This is a genomic window from Pradoshia sp. (assembly GCF_051873915.1).
GTDB lineage: Bacteria > Bacillota > Bacilli > Bacillales > Pradoshiaceae > Pradoshia.
Genome location: NZ_JBJEFJ010000017.1, coordinates 20437 through 37153 on the forward strand (window position 1 = coordinate 20437; position 16717 = coordinate 37153).

The 16717-nt window shown below is 44.7% G+C and carries 13 protein-coding genes, 1 other RNA gene and 1 other annotated feature; of the genes, 3 read left to right on the forward strand and 11 right to left on the reverse strand.

Annotation, left to right across the window (positions count from 1 at the left end; translation table 11 throughout):
- Positions 1-429 precede the first annotated feature (429 nt).
- The 4 genes from ACI35L_RS01660 to cymR all read right to left on the reverse strand — a co-directional run bounded on the left by ACI35L_RS01660 (position 430) and on the right by cymR (position 6077).
- Positions 430-3126, reverse strand: a complete 2697-nt coding sequence (locus ACI35L_RS01660) for a cation-translocating P-type ATPase (RefSeq protein ID WP_439802111.1) — start codon at positions 3124-3126, stop codon at positions 430-432.
- An 81-nt stretch (positions 3127-3207) separates the two neighbouring features.
- Positions 3208-4320, reverse strand: a complete 1113-nt coding sequence (gene mnmA / locus ACI35L_RS01665) for a tRNA 2-thiouridine(34) synthase MnmA (protein ID WP_049670044.1) — start codon at positions 4318-4320, stop codon at positions 3208-3210.
- Positions 4321-4339: 19 nt separating this feature from the next.
- Positions 4340-5482 (reverse strand): cysteine desulfurase family protein, encoded by a 1143-nt coding sequence (locus tag ACI35L_RS01670; protein WP_439802112.1) that lies wholly within the window; start codon positions 5480-5482, stop codon positions 4340-4342.
- A 172-nt stretch (positions 5483-5654) separates the two neighbouring features.
- Complete coding sequence (gene cymR / locus ACI35L_RS01675) at positions 5655-6077, reverse strand: cysteine metabolism transcriptional regulator CymR (protein ID WP_049670042.1); 423 nt, start codon at positions 6075-6077, stop codon at positions 5655-5657.
- A 249-nt stretch (positions 6078-6326) separates the two neighbouring features.
- Here cymR and ACI35L_RS01680 point away from each other — a divergent pair, with 249 nt between their 5' ends.
- Together ACI35L_RS01680 and ACI35L_RS01685 are read left to right on the forward strand one after the other, a co-directional pair.
- Entirely contained in the window at positions 6327-6707 is a 381-nt protein-coding gene (locus ACI35L_RS01680; RefSeq protein WP_439802113.1) for a VOC family protein, read from the forward strand.
- A gap of 93 nt (positions 6708-6800) precedes the next feature.
- Complete coding sequence (locus ACI35L_RS01685; protein WP_439802114.1) at positions 6801-8087, forward strand: replication-associated recombination protein A; 1287 nt, start codon at positions 6801-6803, stop codon at positions 8085-8087.
- A gap of 39 nt (positions 8088-8126) precedes the next feature.
- Here the strand turns inward: ACI35L_RS01685 and ACI35L_RS01690 are convergent, their stop codons facing one another.
- The 7 genes from ACI35L_RS01690 to ACI35L_RS01720 form a co-directional block, all read right to left on the reverse strand.
- On the reverse strand, positions 8127-8933 hold the full coding sequence (locus ACI35L_RS01690) for an SDR family oxidoreductase (protein WP_439802115.1): 807 nt from the start codon (positions 8931-8933) through the stop codon (positions 8127-8129).
- 187 nt (positions 8934-9120) lie between these two features.
- The gene (locus ACI35L_RS01695) at positions 9121-9747 is read right to left on the reverse strand and encodes an FMN-dependent NADH-azoreductase (RefSeq protein ID WP_439802116.1); all 627 of its coding nucleotides are present in this window, start codon (positions 9745-9747) and stop codon (positions 9121-9123) included.
- A gap of 229 nt (positions 9748-9976) precedes the next feature.
- Positions 9977-10738 carry a tRNA threonylcarbamoyladenosine dehydratase gene (locus tag ACI35L_RS01700; RefSeq protein ID WP_049670038.1) on the reverse strand — a complete coding sequence of 254 codons (762 nt, stop codon included), beginning with the start codon at positions 10736-10738 and terminating at the stop codon, positions 9977-9979.
- Positions 10739-10965: 227 nt separating this feature from the next.
- A non-coding RNA gene (gene ssrS / locus ACI35L_RS01705) (6S RNA) lies at positions 10966-11152 on the reverse strand.
- Positions 11153-11184: 32 nt separating this feature from the next.
- Positions 11185-12969: an aspartate--tRNA ligase gene (aspS, locus tag ACI35L_RS01710; protein WP_439802117.1), complete on the reverse strand. Its 1785-nt coding sequence runs from the start codon at positions 12967-12969 to the stop codon at positions 11185-11187.
- 12 nt (positions 12970-12981) lie between these two features.
- Entirely contained in the window at positions 12982-14259 is a 1278-nt protein-coding gene (hisS, locus tag ACI35L_RS01715; RefSeq protein WP_439802118.1) for a histidine--tRNA ligase, read from the reverse strand.
- A gap of 100 nt (positions 14260-14359) precedes the next feature.
- Positions 14360-14592 (reverse strand) — a binding site (T-box leader).
- 57 nt (positions 14593-14649) lie between these two features.
- Positions 14650-14829 carry a hypothetical protein gene (locus tag ACI35L_RS01720; protein WP_049670035.1) on the reverse strand — a complete coding sequence of 60 codons (180 nt, stop codon included), beginning with the start codon at positions 14827-14829 and terminating at the stop codon, positions 14650-14652.
- Positions 14830-15008: 179 nt separating this feature from the next.
- Between ACI35L_RS01720 and ACI35L_RS01725 the strand changes: the two genes are divergently transcribed.
- Positions 15009-16703, forward strand: a complete 1695-nt coding sequence (locus tag ACI35L_RS01725) for an SH3 domain-containing protein (protein ID WP_439802119.1) — start codon at positions 15009-15011, stop codon at positions 16701-16703.
- Positions 16704-16717: the final 14 nt, after the last annotated feature.

The window sequence follows — 16717 nt, forward strand, 5'->3', positions numbered from 1 at the left end:
TGCGGGTTCTCCCCTGTCCGCTAATCTAAACAAGGAGTCAACCGTCTGAAACGTTAATCACCGATATTCTAATAACACTATATATCTATAACGGAACTAAACTAAAAACCGAACTATTTTAATAGCGTAACTCAAAATATTCGGTTTTTTAGTTGTTGGAAACCTGCCGCCCCTCTTTCCATTCTTATCCATATCACTTCATACCCGGATTTCCGTTACCCTTATAATTCCCCCCTCTGCTGTCATCAAATAGCCCATAGAAAGATATAAATCCCGCAGATACCAAACATTATTCAAGGAAGCTGTCCAACCGTCTCTTTGGTTTCAGCGCCACATACCATGAAAACTAACCCTTTCGTTTAACAGAGCCTAAAAAACACGAGGTCTTGGCATGCTGTCCAATTCCTCGTGTTTTTCTTTTCGTTTATTTCACCGCGCTTGGGTCTTATCCTTTTCTACATGGCGCAGGATAGCCTTTACGATTTCATTAATGAGAATCGTCACCAAGGCACAGCCGAAAACAAGCAGCCATTCTTTAAAGCCAATCGTTTCTAATTTAAGTAAATTGGCAACTGGCTCAATATAGACGATAGCAATCTGCAGGATGACCACACCGATGACAGACGCATTCAAATAGCGATTATGGAATAATTCTGTCTTCCAGATTGGATCGCGCAAATGCCGGACATTAAAGACCTGGATATAGCTGATAAAGGTTAAGGCCATAAAGGCAATCGTCTGAGCATAACGTAATTGATAATCTGTCAACTCCTTGAAGTGGACATCAAAGATGGAATCGAATCCACCTGCCCACTGAACACCGACCAAGAAGGCCAATAAAGCAGAGAATCCAATTAAGAGACCGTTCATAATCATGAAGTAGACGGCGTTTCTCGTAAATATCCCTTCCTTTTTCGGTCTTGGCTTTTCATCCATCACATGCCTGTTTGTGTCTACACCGAGGGCAAAGGATGGAATGGAATCTCCCACAAGGTTCAGCCAAAGAATATGAATCGTCAACAGCGGGGTCGGCCAACCTAAGAGAATGGCAAATAACAGAACAAGCACTTCCCCGAAATTACTGGTGACAAGGAAGAGAATTGATTTACGGATATTGGCAAAGATATTCCTGCCTTCTTCAACCGCCTTGATTATGGTCGTGAAATTATCATCCATTAGCACCATATCAGAAGCACCCTTTGCTACATCGGTGCCACCGTCCCCCATTGCAACTCCAATATCCGCCTCTCTTAAGGAAGGTGCATCATTCACACCATCTCCGGTCATAGAAACAATATGACCATTTTCCTTGAAGGCACGGACAATCTGGACCTTATGCTCAGGTGAGACACGAGCGAATACACGTGTCTCCTTTGCCGCTTCCTTCAATTCCTCACTCGACATTCTATTCAATTGTGCACCCGTGATAACCTGATCATTATCCGGTGCAACAATACCAAGCATACGAGCTATCGCGACCGCTGTCTGAGGGTGATCGCCTGTAATCATCGTGACTTCTATTCCCGACCGATGGGCTCTTGCAATTTGCTCCTTCACCTCGGGCCGCGGAGGATCCATAAGACCCACAAATCCTAGAAGAATCATCTCATTTTCAATTTCATCATCATTTATGTTATGTATATCCGGTTCACTAATGGGCTTAATGGTTACGGCCATGACGCGCAGCGCCTTTTGTGACATATCGAGAACAGCCTGATCAATGATAGCCAAATCTTCTTTTGTTAGTTCCTTCACATAATTGCCCAGCTGAATTTTCGTAACCCGGGGCAGTAAGACATCAACCGCACCTTTCGTAATCGCCAAATAACCGCCTTCATAATGATGAATGGTTGTCATCCGCTTCCGGTCTGAATCGAAGGGAATTTCAGCAACCCTTGGATATTGTTCTTCAAGCTCCTGCTTTTCCTCTCCATTCTCATGAGCTGCCTTGACAAAGGCTATCTCAGTCGGATCGCCGGTTTCCTCCGGATAAAAGGTGGCGTCTGAACAGAGCGCGAGCATTCTCACAAGCTCTTTATCATCCTCCTCATAAGGATCTTCAACGGTTCTAGCCTGAAGATTAACGAAGCGTTCAACGACCTGCATCTTGTTCATCGTTAATGTGCCGGTCTTATCTGAACAAATCATACTCACAGAACCAAGTGTCTCAACTGCCGGCATTTTACGTACGATGGCCTTTTGCTTGATTAGTCTTCTGACCCCAAGAGCAAGAACAATAATGACCATCGTTGGCATACTTTCCGGCATGGCAGAAACAGCGAGGCTTGTGGCAATCAAGAACATCTCGCCAGGGTCCCTGCCTTGAAATAACCCAATGACAAAAAGGCCAAGACATAAGAGAATGGCATAAAGACTCAATTTCTTTCCGAGCTTATCCATGTTGATTTGCAGAGGGGTTTTATTGGTATCTTCCTCATGAAGCATAGCGGCAATCTTCCCGACCTCTGTTTGGAGACCTGTTGCAACCACGATTCCAACTCCGCGGCCATTCGTAATTTGGGTCGACATGAAGGCCATATTTTGATAATCACCGAGAGCGAGATCTGGTGAATCCATCTTCCATTTCTCATCTTTCAGAACCGGCAAGCTTTCCCCTGTTAGAGCAGATTCCTCAATCTCAAGGGAATGTGATTGGAATATTCTGATATCTGCCGGCACGGTTCTGCCTGCTTCCAGCAAGACTAAATCTCCCGGAACGAGCTGTGCCGCATCCACTTCTTTTACATGACCGCTTCGTCTAACAAGTGCTTTCGGTGAAGCGAGCCGTTTTAATTCCTCTAATGCACCTTCGGCTTTTTTCTCCTGAATGACGCCAATAAACGTATTCACAATAATGACAAACAATATAATGAGCGCATCACTCGGCTCCCCGACAATGAATGATACAACACCTGCTGCCATAAGGATGTAATTCAGCGTATTGTTCACTTGAGTCCAAATCATCTTCAGCAGGCTGTCCTTCTTCTCTGTCCCAAAATCATTTGGTCCATAAATGGCTGTTCGTTCAGCAGCATCTGTGTCAGTCAGTCCATCTTCAGTATTCGCTGCAAAGCGACTGAGCACCTGCTCCTTGGATAAAGCATATTCATACAGGTTCTTCTCCATCTCACTCACCCACATTATTTTATATGTATAATCAGCAATGAGCCTGCCCCGCTTGGAACAGACTCATTGCTTTGTATTTAATTACCCTACGTAATCTAATTTTACACCTTTTTTGTAGATTTCATCAATTGTTCCACCACCAAGGCATACTTCACCATCATAGAAAACGACCGCTTGACCAGGGGTAACCGCACGGATTGGCTCAGCAAAGATGACTTCTGCACGCTGGTCATCCAATACACGCACTGTCACTTTATTATCCGGCTGACGATAACGGAATTTCGCTGTACAGCTGAATTCATCTCCGGCTTTGCGAGGAGAAATCCAATTCAGCATAACCGCTTTAATTGAATCGGAATACAGGCTGTCATGATGGAAGCCTTGCTCCACATAAAGGACATTATTCTTTAAATCCTTGCCAACAGCAAACCATGGCTCGCCGCTTCCACCGATGCCAAGGCCGTGACGCTGTCCGAGCGTGTAGTACATGAGGCCTTCATGACTCCCTTTCAGCTCGCCGTCCATCGTCCGCATTTCGCCTGGCTTCGCTGGCAGGTACTGGCCGAGAAATTCCTTGAAATTCCGCTCCCCAATGAAGCAAATGCCGGTTGAATCTTTCTTCGTTGCCGTCGGCAGACCAGCTGCCAAGGCAATTTCACGAATCTTCGGCTTATCGTACTCTCCGATTGGGAACATGACCTTGCTTAATTGTTCTTGTGTCAATTGGTTAAGGAAGTACGTTTGATCCTTGTTGGAATCTAATCCACGGAGCATTTTGTATTCCCCGTCCTCATAGACAACACGGGCATAATGGCCTGTTGCTAAATAATCCGCGCCAAGGCTCATCGCATGTTCAAGGAAAGCCTTAAATTTAATTTCTTTATTACACATGACATCCGGGTTCGGTGTACGTCCAGCTTTATATTCTTCAAGGAAGTATGTGAACACCTTATCCCAGTATTGCTTTTCAAAATTGACTGCATAGTAGGGAATTCCGATATGGTTGCAGACACGGATGACATCCTCATAGTCCTCCGTCGCTGTGCACACGCCAAATTCATCGGTATCGTCCCAGTTTTTCATGAAAATTCCTACTACGTCATAGCCTTGCTCTTTTAAAAGATAGGCTGCAACTGAAGAATCCACACCACCGGACATTCCTACAACGACTCTTGTTTCCGCTGGGGATTTCATATATTTCACCTCTAACTATTTATCTCGCTAAACGATTGGCTACTTTAATCGCTGTTAAGGCAGCTCGTTCGATTTCTTCCGTCGTATTATTCAGCCCGAAGCTGAAGCGGATGGAGTTTTTTGTTCTCTCTGATTCTTTGCCGAACATCGCTACCAGTACGTGAGATGGCTCAATGGATCCCGCTGTGCAAGCAGACCCGCTTGACACAGCAATACCTGCCAAGTCCAAATTGACTAGGAATGCTTCGACACTTACACCCGGGAAGCTGATATTCAAAATATGAGGAAGAGACTCATCCAAGGTACCATTGATGGCAAATTCAATTCCTGATTCCTCGAGCAAACGAATCATTATTCCTTTAAATGTCTTGTACATGGCTGTCTTTTCCGCAGCTGTCTGCTGGATAATCTCAGCAGCCTTTGCAAAACCCGCCGCGCCGACTACATTTTCCGTACCAGCCCGGCGCTTGCGCTCTTGTTCACCACCGAACAATAATGGCTTAAAGGGAATGCCTTTCCTTGCATACAGGAATCCGATGCCCTTTGGCCCATTGATCTTATGAGAAGAAACACTCATGAAATCAACACCAAGCTCCTTCACATCAATCGGAACGGCTCCATAGGCTTGTACGGCATCTGTATGAAAGAACGCTTGATGGTCTTTAAGCAGTCTTCCAATCTCCTTGATTGGCTGCAAGGTGCCGACCTCATTATTGCCATACATGATGGTTACAAGAATGGTATCGTCTCTTAACGCTTGCTTTACCGAATCAACGGATACCCTTCCAAGCTCATCAACCGGCAAATAGGTCACATCAAACCCATGCTTTTCAAGCTCCTCGCATGTATGAAGCACGGCATGATGCTCAATCTCACTTGTGATAATATGATTTCCTTTATCTCTTAACGCCTGGACAGCACTGAAAATCGCAGAATTATCTGCTTCCGTTCCGCCGCTCGTAAAAATGATCTCATCAATGGATGCTCTGATACTGTCAGCAAGCACCTTTCTTGAATCATCCATTCTCTTTCTTGCAGCCCGTCCAAATTGATGGATACTGGATGGGTTTCCAAATGTATCATTCATCACATCCGTCATCACACGGATAGCCTCTGGATGCATCGGTGTAGTTGCTGCATGATCAAGATATATCGTTTCCAATGGCCGATACCTCCTTGCCACACTGTTTACTTTATTCCTATAGCGTTGTGATGGAAGCCAACTAACCATCCGCCAAGGGTCTGATCTCGGGAGCGGCAGATGATTTCATTCACCGCTGGATTGATTCTCTCCTAGTTGATTAACAGGGAAAGCTTGGATTGGCTATCTATCATTAAATGTAGAACATATAAGATTCTGTTTCTCCGCCATCCGGGTCATAGGAGGCTAAATCTGCCAAGGTCGTATTATCGAGCACATCTTTTACGGCATCACGGATTTTTATCCATAGCTGCCGTTTAACCGGCTCTTCTTCCTCTATACCCTCAACAGGCGTGATAGGTCCTTCGAGTACCCTGATGACATCTCCAGCTGTAATCTCGTGCGGATCCTTTGTTAATTTATAGCCCCCATAAGCTCCTCTCACACTTTTCACGAGTCCCGCATTTCGAAGCGGTGTGACGAGCTGCTCTAAATAGTGTTCAGAAAGCTCATTGGCTTGGGCGATTGATTTCAGGGAAGTCGGGCCTTCTCCATGCCTTTTCGCTAAATCAATCATTATGGTCAGTCCGTATCTTCCTTTAGTGGAAATTTTCATGGTCCTAGCACCTCTAGCCTAATAGATTCTCCCAAAAGTATACCATACATTAAATCATTGCCTCATATCAATGCTTCACGATGGGTTTTTAAAAAAGTTTTTTCCTTTCTATTATGACAGATAATCAGCTTTTGTAGACTTTTTATATATTTCAGGCATTTATCGATGCAAAATAAAAATTTCATAAAGGAAATACCTCCCTCTTTCCAGAATTTCTTTAACATAACGGTTATTAAAGGAGTGATTGTAATGGCTAAACCCCTTTTCAAAGGACTGGAGGGTATCTTCATTCCGGTTAAGGACCCAGTTGAATCAATGATTTGGTATGAGGAGATACTCGGATTTAAGCGAATCTACCACGAAGAGGACGCTGCCGTAATGAAGATAGACGAACAAGCCCAGACCGTCGTCTGTCTTGTCAAAGCCCACGAACACCTGGCAATGAGCTTTCCGGATAATTCCTTTGGGGTCGGCAAGTATTATAACTTTATCCCCTCAGGCCCGATTGAAGATATATATCGCTCATTGAAGGCATTGAATGTCCGTACAGGTGCATTGGGAGGTGATGGAGAAACCCGCTTTTTCACCTTTTATGACCCGGACGGCAATCCCCTGGGCGTATGCCAATAACCCCCTTTCCCAGCTCGAACTTAATCTATGGGAAATCAGTCTTTTTACAGCTATAATAAGAAAAGCTACTTATGATTAATGGGGGTTATCGATTTGAACGGAGAACCACTAGCCTACCGCATGCGGCCGAAAAACCTAGATGAAATTATCGGACAAAAAGAAGTCATCGGCAAACAAACGAGCCTCTACCGCATGATCAAAAACGGACATGTACCATCCATGCTTCTATATGGGGACCCCGGTATTGGAAAAACATCGATTGCTTTTGCGATTGCAGGCGAGACGAAAATTCCCTTCATCGCCTTGAATGCGACAACCGCCGGCAAGAAGGATATAGAGGCTGTTGTGGAAGAAACACATTTAACCGGTAAGGTAATCTTATTCCTTGATGAGATTCACCGTTTCAATAAAGCACAGCAAGACTACCTGCTCCCTCATGTTGAGCGGGGAGACATTATCCTCATTGGTGCTACGACCGAAAACCCATTTCACGATGTCAATCCCGCAATCAGGAGCCGATGCGGGCAAATCAAGCAGCTCACCCGTCTCTCGACAAATGAAGTGATTGAATTATTGCAGCGGGCTTTGCAGGATGAGAACAATGGTCTTGGCAAGCTGGACATCAAAATTTCGGAGGAGCAAATTGAAATGATTGCCGCCCAGTCAAATGGGGATGCAAGAAAATCCCTGACCTTGCTGGAATCGGTGATCTATTCCTCTCCGAAGGATATGAATACTTATGTCGTAGATGATGAAACAATCCATGATTTGGGCGGCAATATCGGGGTTTACGGGGATAAGAAAGGCTCAAACTTTTATAATTTGCTATCGAGCCTGCAAAAGAGCATCCGGGGAAGCGATGTTCATGCAGCTCTCTATTATCTCGCCCATTTGCTTGAGACAGGAGACTTAGTTGCCGTGAACAGGCGGCTTTTAGTCATTGCTTATGAGGATATTGGACTGGCAAACAGCGCGGTCGGCAACAATGTCCTTGCCGCGGTGACCGCAAGCGAACGGCTGGGCCTGCCGGAAGCACGCATTCCGCTTGCCGTAGCTGTCGTTGAAATGTGCCTCTCCTCCAAGTCAAATTCTGCCTATAAAGCACTTGATGCAGCTATAGCAGATATACGGGACGGCCATGTCGGTGAGATTCCAAAGCATCTCCGCGATGCTCATTATGCAGGAGCGAAGGAGCTTGGCCATGTCGGCTATAAGTATCCGCATGATTATCCAATCGGAACATTCGGCGGCTGGGTCAATCAAGAGTACCTACCGCATAACTTAAAGGATAAGAAATATTATGAACCAATTGAGTCTGGTGAAGAGAAGCGGCTTGCAGCCATCTATGAGCGGCTCGAGGAATTTAAGAAGAAGAAATAAGGAAAGCGCCTCAGAAATAAGCTGAGGCGCTTTCTTTATTCATGAATGATTCGGCATATTGGCAACTGTCCCTCCATCTACCAAAATATCTGTTCCAGTGATATAGGAGGCTTTATTGCTTACGAGAAATTCAATAACAGAGGCCATTTCAGCCGGCTCTCCTTCTCTGCCAAGCGGCGTTCTCTTTAGCATGAGTTCCATTTGCGGCTGCTTAGATGCCTCCTGCCGTCCCATCGGCGTATTGATTGTGCCAGGGGAAAGCGAGACAATCCGCGCTCCCTTTTGTCCCCAATCCCATGCCTGATCCTCAACGAGGAGGATTACACCAAGCTTTGATAAGCTGTAAGCTGCTCCACTGTCGCCCTGTGTAAATCGTTCCAGCTTCTCAACCACATCAGGCAATAACGGTTTCTTCAATAATTCTGTGTAAGGCCCCTCCTTCGGCACCATATGGCCGCTCATGGATGAAATACAAACGGCAGTCGAACCCTTTGCTGCAATCGGGAGGAACCCATCTAATAATTGACCGGTTCCAACAAGGTTGACCTCAGTGATACGCTTTGAGTCAGCCATCGTTGGTGACAGCCCTGCCGTATGGATAAGCGCCTTGAAATCCCCTAAAGAGGCGGTCTTCTGTACAAGCGCCTCCACCTGCTCAGGCGAGGTAATATCGACAGTCAAGCAATGTACATCCGTAATTCCCTTATCCGCGAGTTCTGCCTTTGTTTCTGCTAGCCGCTCCTCTGATATATCCGCCAATAACACCGTTCCTTCTTTGCCCACAAGCCTTGCTGTCGCTTTTCCCATACCGCCGGTTCCGCCTGTGATTACGTAAACATCTTTCACGAGAAATCCCCTGCTTTCTTTAAAAGAAGTTTCTTTCGATTTACGCAGTATTTCTTCCTTCAATTCCATCATATTGTACTTGTTCAGGGGCTGCAAATGGAATGGAGCGTTTACCCTTCCATTTATTTATACCTAACAAAAAACGTCCCATCCAGCTAGACTTTCCAGCTGGATGGGACGTTCTCGTTTATGCATGCTGCAATAATTTATGAACAGATGCTTTCACTTTTTCCAAACCTTCAGCAATGATTTCCTCGGCTTTGGAAGGATCCGCATTATGACCCTCAATAATCACCTCATCTACGAGCTTCATGCCAAACATGTTGATGACATGGTGTACATAGTTAGCAGCCATTTCAAGAGGTGCCATTTCAGGAGTAGAATATACCCCGCCTCTGGCGCATAGAATAACAGCTTTTTTATTCCCAAGCAGACCCTCTAGCTGGCCTTTCTCATTATAGCGGAATGAAAAACCTGCTTCGAATATATAGTCAAAGAATGTGTGCAGCCGTGCTGGAATCGTTAAATTCCATAATGGGAAGGCGAATACAATGGTATCCGCAGCCGCGACTGCCTCTTTTGCTTTTTGTTTTGCAGCTAACAGGCGTTCCTCTGCCTCTGTTAGCGCTTCTTTATTTTGCAGTTTGCCTATGGCAGTGAACAGCTCCTGTCCAAAGTATGGCATATCTTCAGCAAACACATCGAACTCTGCAACATTTATATTGGATGCTTTCGCTTCCGCTATATATGTCTCATACATTTTTGTTGATATTCCATCTGGACGATTATTGGCTTTGATAACTAATACGTTCATGATGATCTCCTCCTAGATGAATGGGTGTCTCAGTAATGAGTTTCATTCTATTTTGTCCATATTCCTGTGCCATCCTATAGCTCTCCTATGGAATGTGAGAAAATATATGGAACAAGGTAACATATTACCACCCTTGTAGTGGTATTGCAGGAATTATGCTCAAAAAGCATAAAAAGAGCAAAACAAAAAGCTCTGTCAACATTTACAGAGCTTTTCATTTATCTATCCGTTAATCATTTACTCGGTTTAATTTAATATCCTTCAATGCCACTTTGACAACCCAGCTTGCTGCAATTAACCCTGCTGTGGAGGGGACAAAGGCATTTGATGAAGGCGGGAATTTCGCTTTGCGGATTTCTGCATCCTGATTTCCAACCTCTTTAGTGACATCGATTTTTGGCACAATTGGGCTCTCATCTGAGAAGATGACTGGAATTCCTTTATGAATGCCTTCTTTTCTCAGCTTTGTCCGGATGACCTTCGCTAATGGGTCTGTATGCGTCTTGGAGATATCTGCGATTTGGAATCTTGTCGGGTCCATCTTATTGGCCGCACCCATACTTGAGATCATCGGAATGCCTCGCTTTAAGCACTCCTTCATTAGATGGATTTTGTAAATAATCGTGTCAGAGGCATCAATGATAAAGTCCGGCTTCTGTGCAAAGAACTCCTCATACGTTTCCTCTGTATAAAACATCTTCAAAGCCACGACATCACACTCAGGATTGATTTCCAGAACACGCTTCTTCATCGCATCGACCTTTTGCTGGCCGACCGTTGATAAGAGGGCATGAATCTGACGGTTGACATTAGTAATATCGATATCATCCTTATCCACTAAAATCAGGCGCCCTACACCGGAACGCGCTAATGCTTCAACCGCAAACGAGCCAACTCCTCCAATCCCAAGAATGGCGACAGAGGTATTTTTTAATGTTTCAAGTCCGTCTTTGCCTATGGCAAGCTCATTTCGTGAAAATTGATGCAGCATAAGTACATTTCACTCCAATATATATTAATTTCTTTTCTATTTTCCTTGTTAGCATATTCTAAACATCATGATAACTTCCAAAACGGCAATCCTGCCATTCTTTTATCTTACATATAGCCAGATAAAATCATATCATATTTTACAGATAGGTTTAAATGTATTTATGATAAAAAATAAAAATCCGCCTTGCGAAATGGCAAAGCGGAAATAATAGAAAACGTATGTACAGACGTCCCGACATGTGCCGTTTGATGCCTGATGCTTTGGCCCGCCCTCGGCAGGTGGGTGTCCTGTTCCGTTATGTTACAAGTCCCCTCAGACAAGGCATTTGTGCAAACGGTAAACGCCGGACTCCCGTTAAAAGAAATGTTCGGTCAAAACAATAAGGTTGCATAACGTACACTTCAGGACGTCCTTTAATATAATTAAATTTTATCAGAATTATCTTAGTTTTTCAAGGTAGATTCCTTTTTCGTGACCTTTAGACTAAGTTCTTCAAGCTGGCTTTCAGACACCTCACTAGGTGCTTTTGTCAGCATACAGCTTGCACTTGCTGTTTTCGGGAATGCAATGGTATCGCGAAGGTTTGTGCTTCCGGAAAGAAGCATTACCAAACGGTCAAGACCAAGGGCGATTCCGCCATGTGGAGGTGTGCCGTACTCGAAGGCCTCCATAAGGAATCCAAATTGCTCATTTGCTTCCTCTTTCGTAAATCCTAGGGCTTCAAACATCTTCTCCTGGATGTCGCGTTCGAAAATACGCAAGCTTCCGCCGCCTAGCTCATAGCCATTTAAGACAAGGTCATAGGCTTGGGCTTTTACATCGATTGGATTTTCATCAAGCATCGGCAAATCCTCACGTACCGGCATAGTAAATGGATGATGGGCAGCATAGTATCTGCCTTCCATGTCATCATATTCGAATAATGGCCAGTCAGTCACCCAAAGGAAGTTGAACTTGCTTTCATCGATTAATTTCAGCTCTTTACCAAGCTTCACACGAAGCGCTCCGAGGGAATCAGCTACGATTGATTTTTTGTCAGCAACAAAGACTAATAAATCGCCAGCAACGGCTTCCGTTGCCTCAATCAATGCTTTTCCTTCTTCATCTTGGAAGAATTTCGCAATCGGTCCTTTTAAGCCTTCTTCCTCCATCTTCATCCACGCAAGACCTTTCGCACCATAGCGGCCGGCAAATTCTCCTAAAGCATCAATATCTTTTCTAGAGTAATTCGCCGCAGCTCCTTTGATGTTAAGGGCTTTTACCTCTCCGCCGTTTGCAACAGCTGAAGCAAATACCTTGAATCCAGAATCCTTGACTAGTTCACTTAAGTCAATCAGTTCCATACCGAAACGTGTATCTGGTTTATCAGAGCCGTATCTGCCCATTGCGTCCTTATACGTTAAACGTGGAAGTGGGAGGGCGATCTCAACGCCTTTGACTTCCTTCATCACTTTCTGCATCATACGCTCAGTCATGTTCATGATATCCTCTTGGCTCATGAAGCTTGTTTCAATATCAATTTGCGTGAATTCCGGCTGGCGATCTGCACGAAGATCCTCATCACGGAAGCAGCGAGCAATTTGGTAATAGCGTTCAAAGCCGGAGACCATCAATAATTGCTTAAAGATTTGAGGAGATTGCGGCAATGCATAGAATTCTCCTTCATGCACACGGCTTGGTACCAAATAATCACGTGCTCCCTCTGGTGTGCTCTTTGTCAGAATGGGTGTTTCAATATCCAAGAATCCTTCTGAATCTAAGAAATCACGAATGGCTTTGGTTGTCTGATGTCTCATCTTAAAGGTCTCGAACATCGCGGGACGACGCAAGTCTAAATAGCGGTATGCTAAGCGAATATCCTCTGAAGCATCCGTTTTGTCCGTAATGGAAAACGGGGGTGTCTTCGCTTCATTCAAGATGGTCACTTCAGACGCTAGAATTTCAATGGCACCTGTTTTTAAGTTTTTGTTGACAGTACCACCTTCACGGGCAATAACTTTACCTGTTACGCTAAGGACATATTCACTTCTGATTTTTTCCGCTGTACTGAGCGCTTCAGGTGAGGCATCCGGATTGAAGACAACCTGGACAATCCCTGTACGGTCACGAAGGTCAATGAAAATCAGCCCGCCAAGGTCTCTTCGCTTTTGTACCCATCCTTTGATTGTGATAACTTCTCCAATAGCTTTCTCTGGCACTTCGCCACAAAAATATGTTCTCCCAAACATCCTTCTTCCTCCTCAAATAGACCCAAGTTTAGATTGTAATACTGTCACAAGCTCAGTGAGAGCAATGGTTTGCTGCTCGCCGCTTTCCATATCTTTCAAGGCAATTTGCTGTTCCTTCAATTCATCTTCACCAAGGACAGCCACATATTTGGCTTGTACACGGTCAGCTGCTTTGAATTGCCCTTTTGCCTTACGCCCTGAATAATCCTTCTCTGCTGAAATGCCATTCAAGCGAAGGTCATTGACAAGCTTCACAGAATAATCCTGTGCCGCTTCTCCTAAGGAGACGACAAAGCAGTCAACTTTCTTCTCAATCGGCAATTCAACTTTCTCTGCTTCAAGAGCTGAGAGCAGACGCTCGATGCTGAAGGCGAATCCGATTCCAGGCGTTTCAGGACCGCCCATTTCTTGAACCAATCCATTGTACCGGCCGCCTCCGCAAAGGGTTGTAATAGCACCGAAGCCCTCTGAATCAAGCATGATTTCAAAGGCAGTATGATTATAATAATCAAGTCCTCGAACCAAGGTTGGGTCAACCGTATACTCAATGCCAATTTCATCCAGGTATCCAGTTACCTTCTTGAAATAGGTCAATGATTCCTCATTTAAGTAATCAATAATAGCCGGCGCCGTTTCCATCAACTCATGATCGCGGTCCTCCTTGCAATCAAGGATACGAAGCGGGTTGCGCTCAAGCCTGTTTTTGCAATTAGAGCAGAACTCGCCAATGCGCGGCTCAAAGTGTTTAATCAATGCTTCCCGATGCTTTGTCCGGCTTTCTTTATCCCCAAGGCTGTTAATGACAAGCTTTGTATTCTTTAAACCAACCTTCTTGTAAATATTCATTGCAAGTGAGATTACTTCTGCATCAATTGCCGGATCTGAGCTTCCAAGTGCCTCCACGCCAAATTGGACGAATTGGCGGAATCGGCCTGCTTGCGGACGCTCATAGCGGAACATTGGTCCATTATAATAAAGCTTAACCGGCTGAACGGCGTTTCCGTGCATTTTGTTGCCGACAAAGGAACGAACGACCGCTGCCGTACCTTCCGGTCGAAGGGTTAAGCTTCGATTCCCCTTATCGGTAAATGTGTACATTTCTTTTTGTACGATATCTGTTGTATCCCCCACGCCCTTTTCGAACAGCTCTGTGCTCTCAAAGATTGGTGTGCGGATTTCCTGATATTGATACAGGTCACATAGTTCCTTCGCCACCCGTTCAATATACTGCCATTTTTCTGATTCGCCAGGAAGAATATCCTGAGTTCCCCTTGGAATTTGAACAGCCATCTGAAACTTCCTCCTTAATTTACTCTCTATCCTAATTCCCTAATGGAATGAAAAGGTATTTTTAGGTAAAATAAAAAACAACCCCCATCCCATGCAATATGCAAGGGACGGGAGTTGTTACCCGCGGTGCCACCCTAGTTGGAGACATAAAAGCCTCCCCACTTTAACAGTTAACGCCTGTGAACGTTCAACCCCTACTAGATACGTGATTTTTCAGGGAGAATCCTACGGTGTGTTCGTTCATTAAGGCACATGTAGAAACGTTTTCAGCCCAGGGCGTTTCCTCTCTTTTCATGTGGGATCAAAATTACTCTTCACCATCATTGGAATTGATTTATTATGTATTTTTATTTAATTAATATTACGAAGTAAAAGTTCCTTTGTCAACCTTTATGAGCGCCCTAATTTCTTTTTTAACTGTTTCACATCGCGGACCGATAATCCAAATTCAGAGGCAAGCTCTACCATTGAATTATGCTCCTCCTTTACCAAAAAATCATGAAAGTCCACACCAAAGAGCTGATTATCTACATTCTGAGCCAAAAAGGCTTTGTCACTATGTCTTGTCATCTATATGCACTCCTTAAACATTATGTTCAATCTTTCGTAGCCTTTATCAGTATTCCCGAAAAGATAGCGAACCTTTCAGGTGATTTCAAAAAATGCACGAATCCTGTCAAGTAAATAGACAAAACGTCCATCAGCCATGGTTGAATCAGGTAAATTAGAAACGAAAGGATGAGCATAAGATGAGAAAGCTCAATCGAAAGACGGGGCTAATCGCCCTGACCTTACTTTTGTCTCAAACCGCCCTAATGCCAACAGCCTTCACTAAGCAAAATGAGGTTATCGTCAAGGACAGCCTGATTAATGTCAGAAGCGGAGCAGGTCTTGATTATCCAATCGTCGCGAAAGTGGAGGAAGGGAACCGTTTTACGGTTCTAGAGCGTAAAGGAGAATGGCTCAAAATTCAGGTGAATGATGAGAAGAACGGGTGGGTCGCAGAATGGCTCGTGACTGCCAAAGGCGAGAACTCGGAACAGGAATCAGTCTCTGCTTCAGGGACCATCACTGCTGAAGGATTACGATTGCGCAAAGGTCCTGGAACCAGTTATCCCATTGTAAGTGTCCTTTCCAAGGATACCAAGGTCGAGGTTACAGGCCAGTCTGGCTCATGGGTTGAAATTCAAGCCGGTTCTAGTATTGGATTTATTTCAGAGGAGTATATCCGAATGGATTCTGCCGATCATACAATAGGCACCATTACCGCAGACTCTGTTCATTTGCGAAGTGGCCCTTCCCCCACCGCAGAAATACTCGGCAAAATCAAAAAGGGCTCATCTGCTGAGATCATAAACGCGGAAAATGGATGGACAAATATTCAGTATCAAGGACATTCTTACTGGATTAGCAGCCAATATATCAACAAAAGAAAGGCCGACTCCCGCAGCGGGAAATTGAGTATAGAAATTACTGCTTCTTCCCTGAATGTCCGCTCTTCTCCTAAAATGAGCTCACATGTCATCGGCTCGGTAAAGAAAGGAAATACATATAAGGTGCGGAAGATAGATGGCCGTTGGTATGAAATTATGCTTGAGGATGGACAAAAGGGATGGATTGCCTCCTGGTATGCTAAACCACTGGATAATAAGACAAGCCCAAAAAGAAAAAAAGAGGCCGGCAAGCAAATCACCATCACCCGTGACAAGATTAATATTCGGACAGGCCCTGGAACAAATCAGCCGATTGCAAAGCAAGCAAACTTGGGAGACTCCTATAAGTTAATCGGGATGAAAGATAACTGGGCCGAGATTGAACTGAGTGATGGAAGCTCTGGCTTTATCGCAAATTGGCTTTTATCTTCTGATTCAAAGGTACGTCCAGCATCTGCTGTACAGGCTGGGTCCCTAACTGGAAAATTGATTGTTCTTGATGCAGGACATGGCGGGATGGACAGCGGTGCCATCGGAACAAGCGGCCTTTTTGAAAAACAGCTGACTCTAAGGACTGCTCTTCTGCTGTCATCAAAGCTTAAACAGCAAGGAGCCAGTGTACTTCTCACACGCGGCGGCGATCAATATATCTCCTTAAGTGACCGTGCTCACCTTGCCAACCAGCAGGATGCAGACGCCTTTATCAGCATCCATTATGACAGCGCAGCAGATATCGGAGCTGGCGGAATCACAACCTACTATACGCATGGGCATCAGCTGGAACTCGCCTCCCACATTCAGCATAGCCTGCTGACAAACAGCCAGTCACAGGACAGAGGCGTGAAGCAGGCAAGCCTCCGGGTATTACGTGAGAATAAGCGCCCTGCTGTCCTCGTTGAATTAGGTTATATCAGTAATCCAGCTGAAGAATCACTTCTTCACACAGCCCGCTATCAAGAGCTGGTCACTAACGGTCTTTTAAATGGTCTCAAGAGCTTTTTAAATAAATAATAAAAGAGCAAAGG

Excerpts from the sequence above, each read along its gene's own strand:
- aspS (WP_439802117.1), bottom strand. The coding sequence starts at position 12,969 with ATGTTTGGGAGAACATATTTTTGTGGCGAAGTGCCAGAGAAAGCTATT.
- ACI35L_RS01700 (WP_049670038.1), bottom strand. The coding sequence starts at position 10,738 with ATGCTGCATCAATTTTCACGAAATGAGCTTGCCATAGGCAAAGACGGA.
- cymR (WP_049670042.1), bottom strand. The coding sequence starts at position 6,077 with ATGAAAATTTCCACTAAAGGAAGATACGGACTGACCATAATGATTGAT.
- hisS (WP_439802118.1), bottom strand. The coding sequence starts at position 14,259 with ATGGCTGTTCAAATTCCAAGGGGAACTCAGGATATTCTTCCTGGCGAA.
- mnmA (WP_049670044.1), bottom strand. The coding sequence starts at position 4,320 with ATGAAATCCCCAGCGGAAACAAGAGTCGTTGTAGGAATGTCCGGTGGT.
- ACI35L_RS01680 (WP_439802113.1), top strand. The coding sequence starts at position 6,327 with ATGGCTAAACCCCTTTTCAAAGGACTGGAGGGTATCTTCATTCCGGTT.
- ACI35L_RS01725 (WP_439802119.1), top strand. The coding sequence starts at position 15,009 with ATGAGAAAGCTCAATCGAAAGACGGGGCTAATCGCCCTGACCTTACTT.
- ACI35L_RS01695 (WP_439802116.1), bottom strand. The coding sequence starts at position 9,747 with ATGAACGTATTAGTTATCAAAGCCAATAATCGTCCAGATGGAATATCA.
- ACI35L_RS01660 (WP_439802111.1), bottom strand. The coding sequence starts at position 3,126 with ATGGAGAAGAACCTGTATGAATATGCTTTATCCAAGGAGCAGGTGCTC.
- ACI35L_RS01720 (WP_049670035.1), bottom strand. The coding sequence starts at position 14,829 with ATGACAAGACATAGTGACAAAGCCTTTTTGGCTCAGAATGTAGATAAT.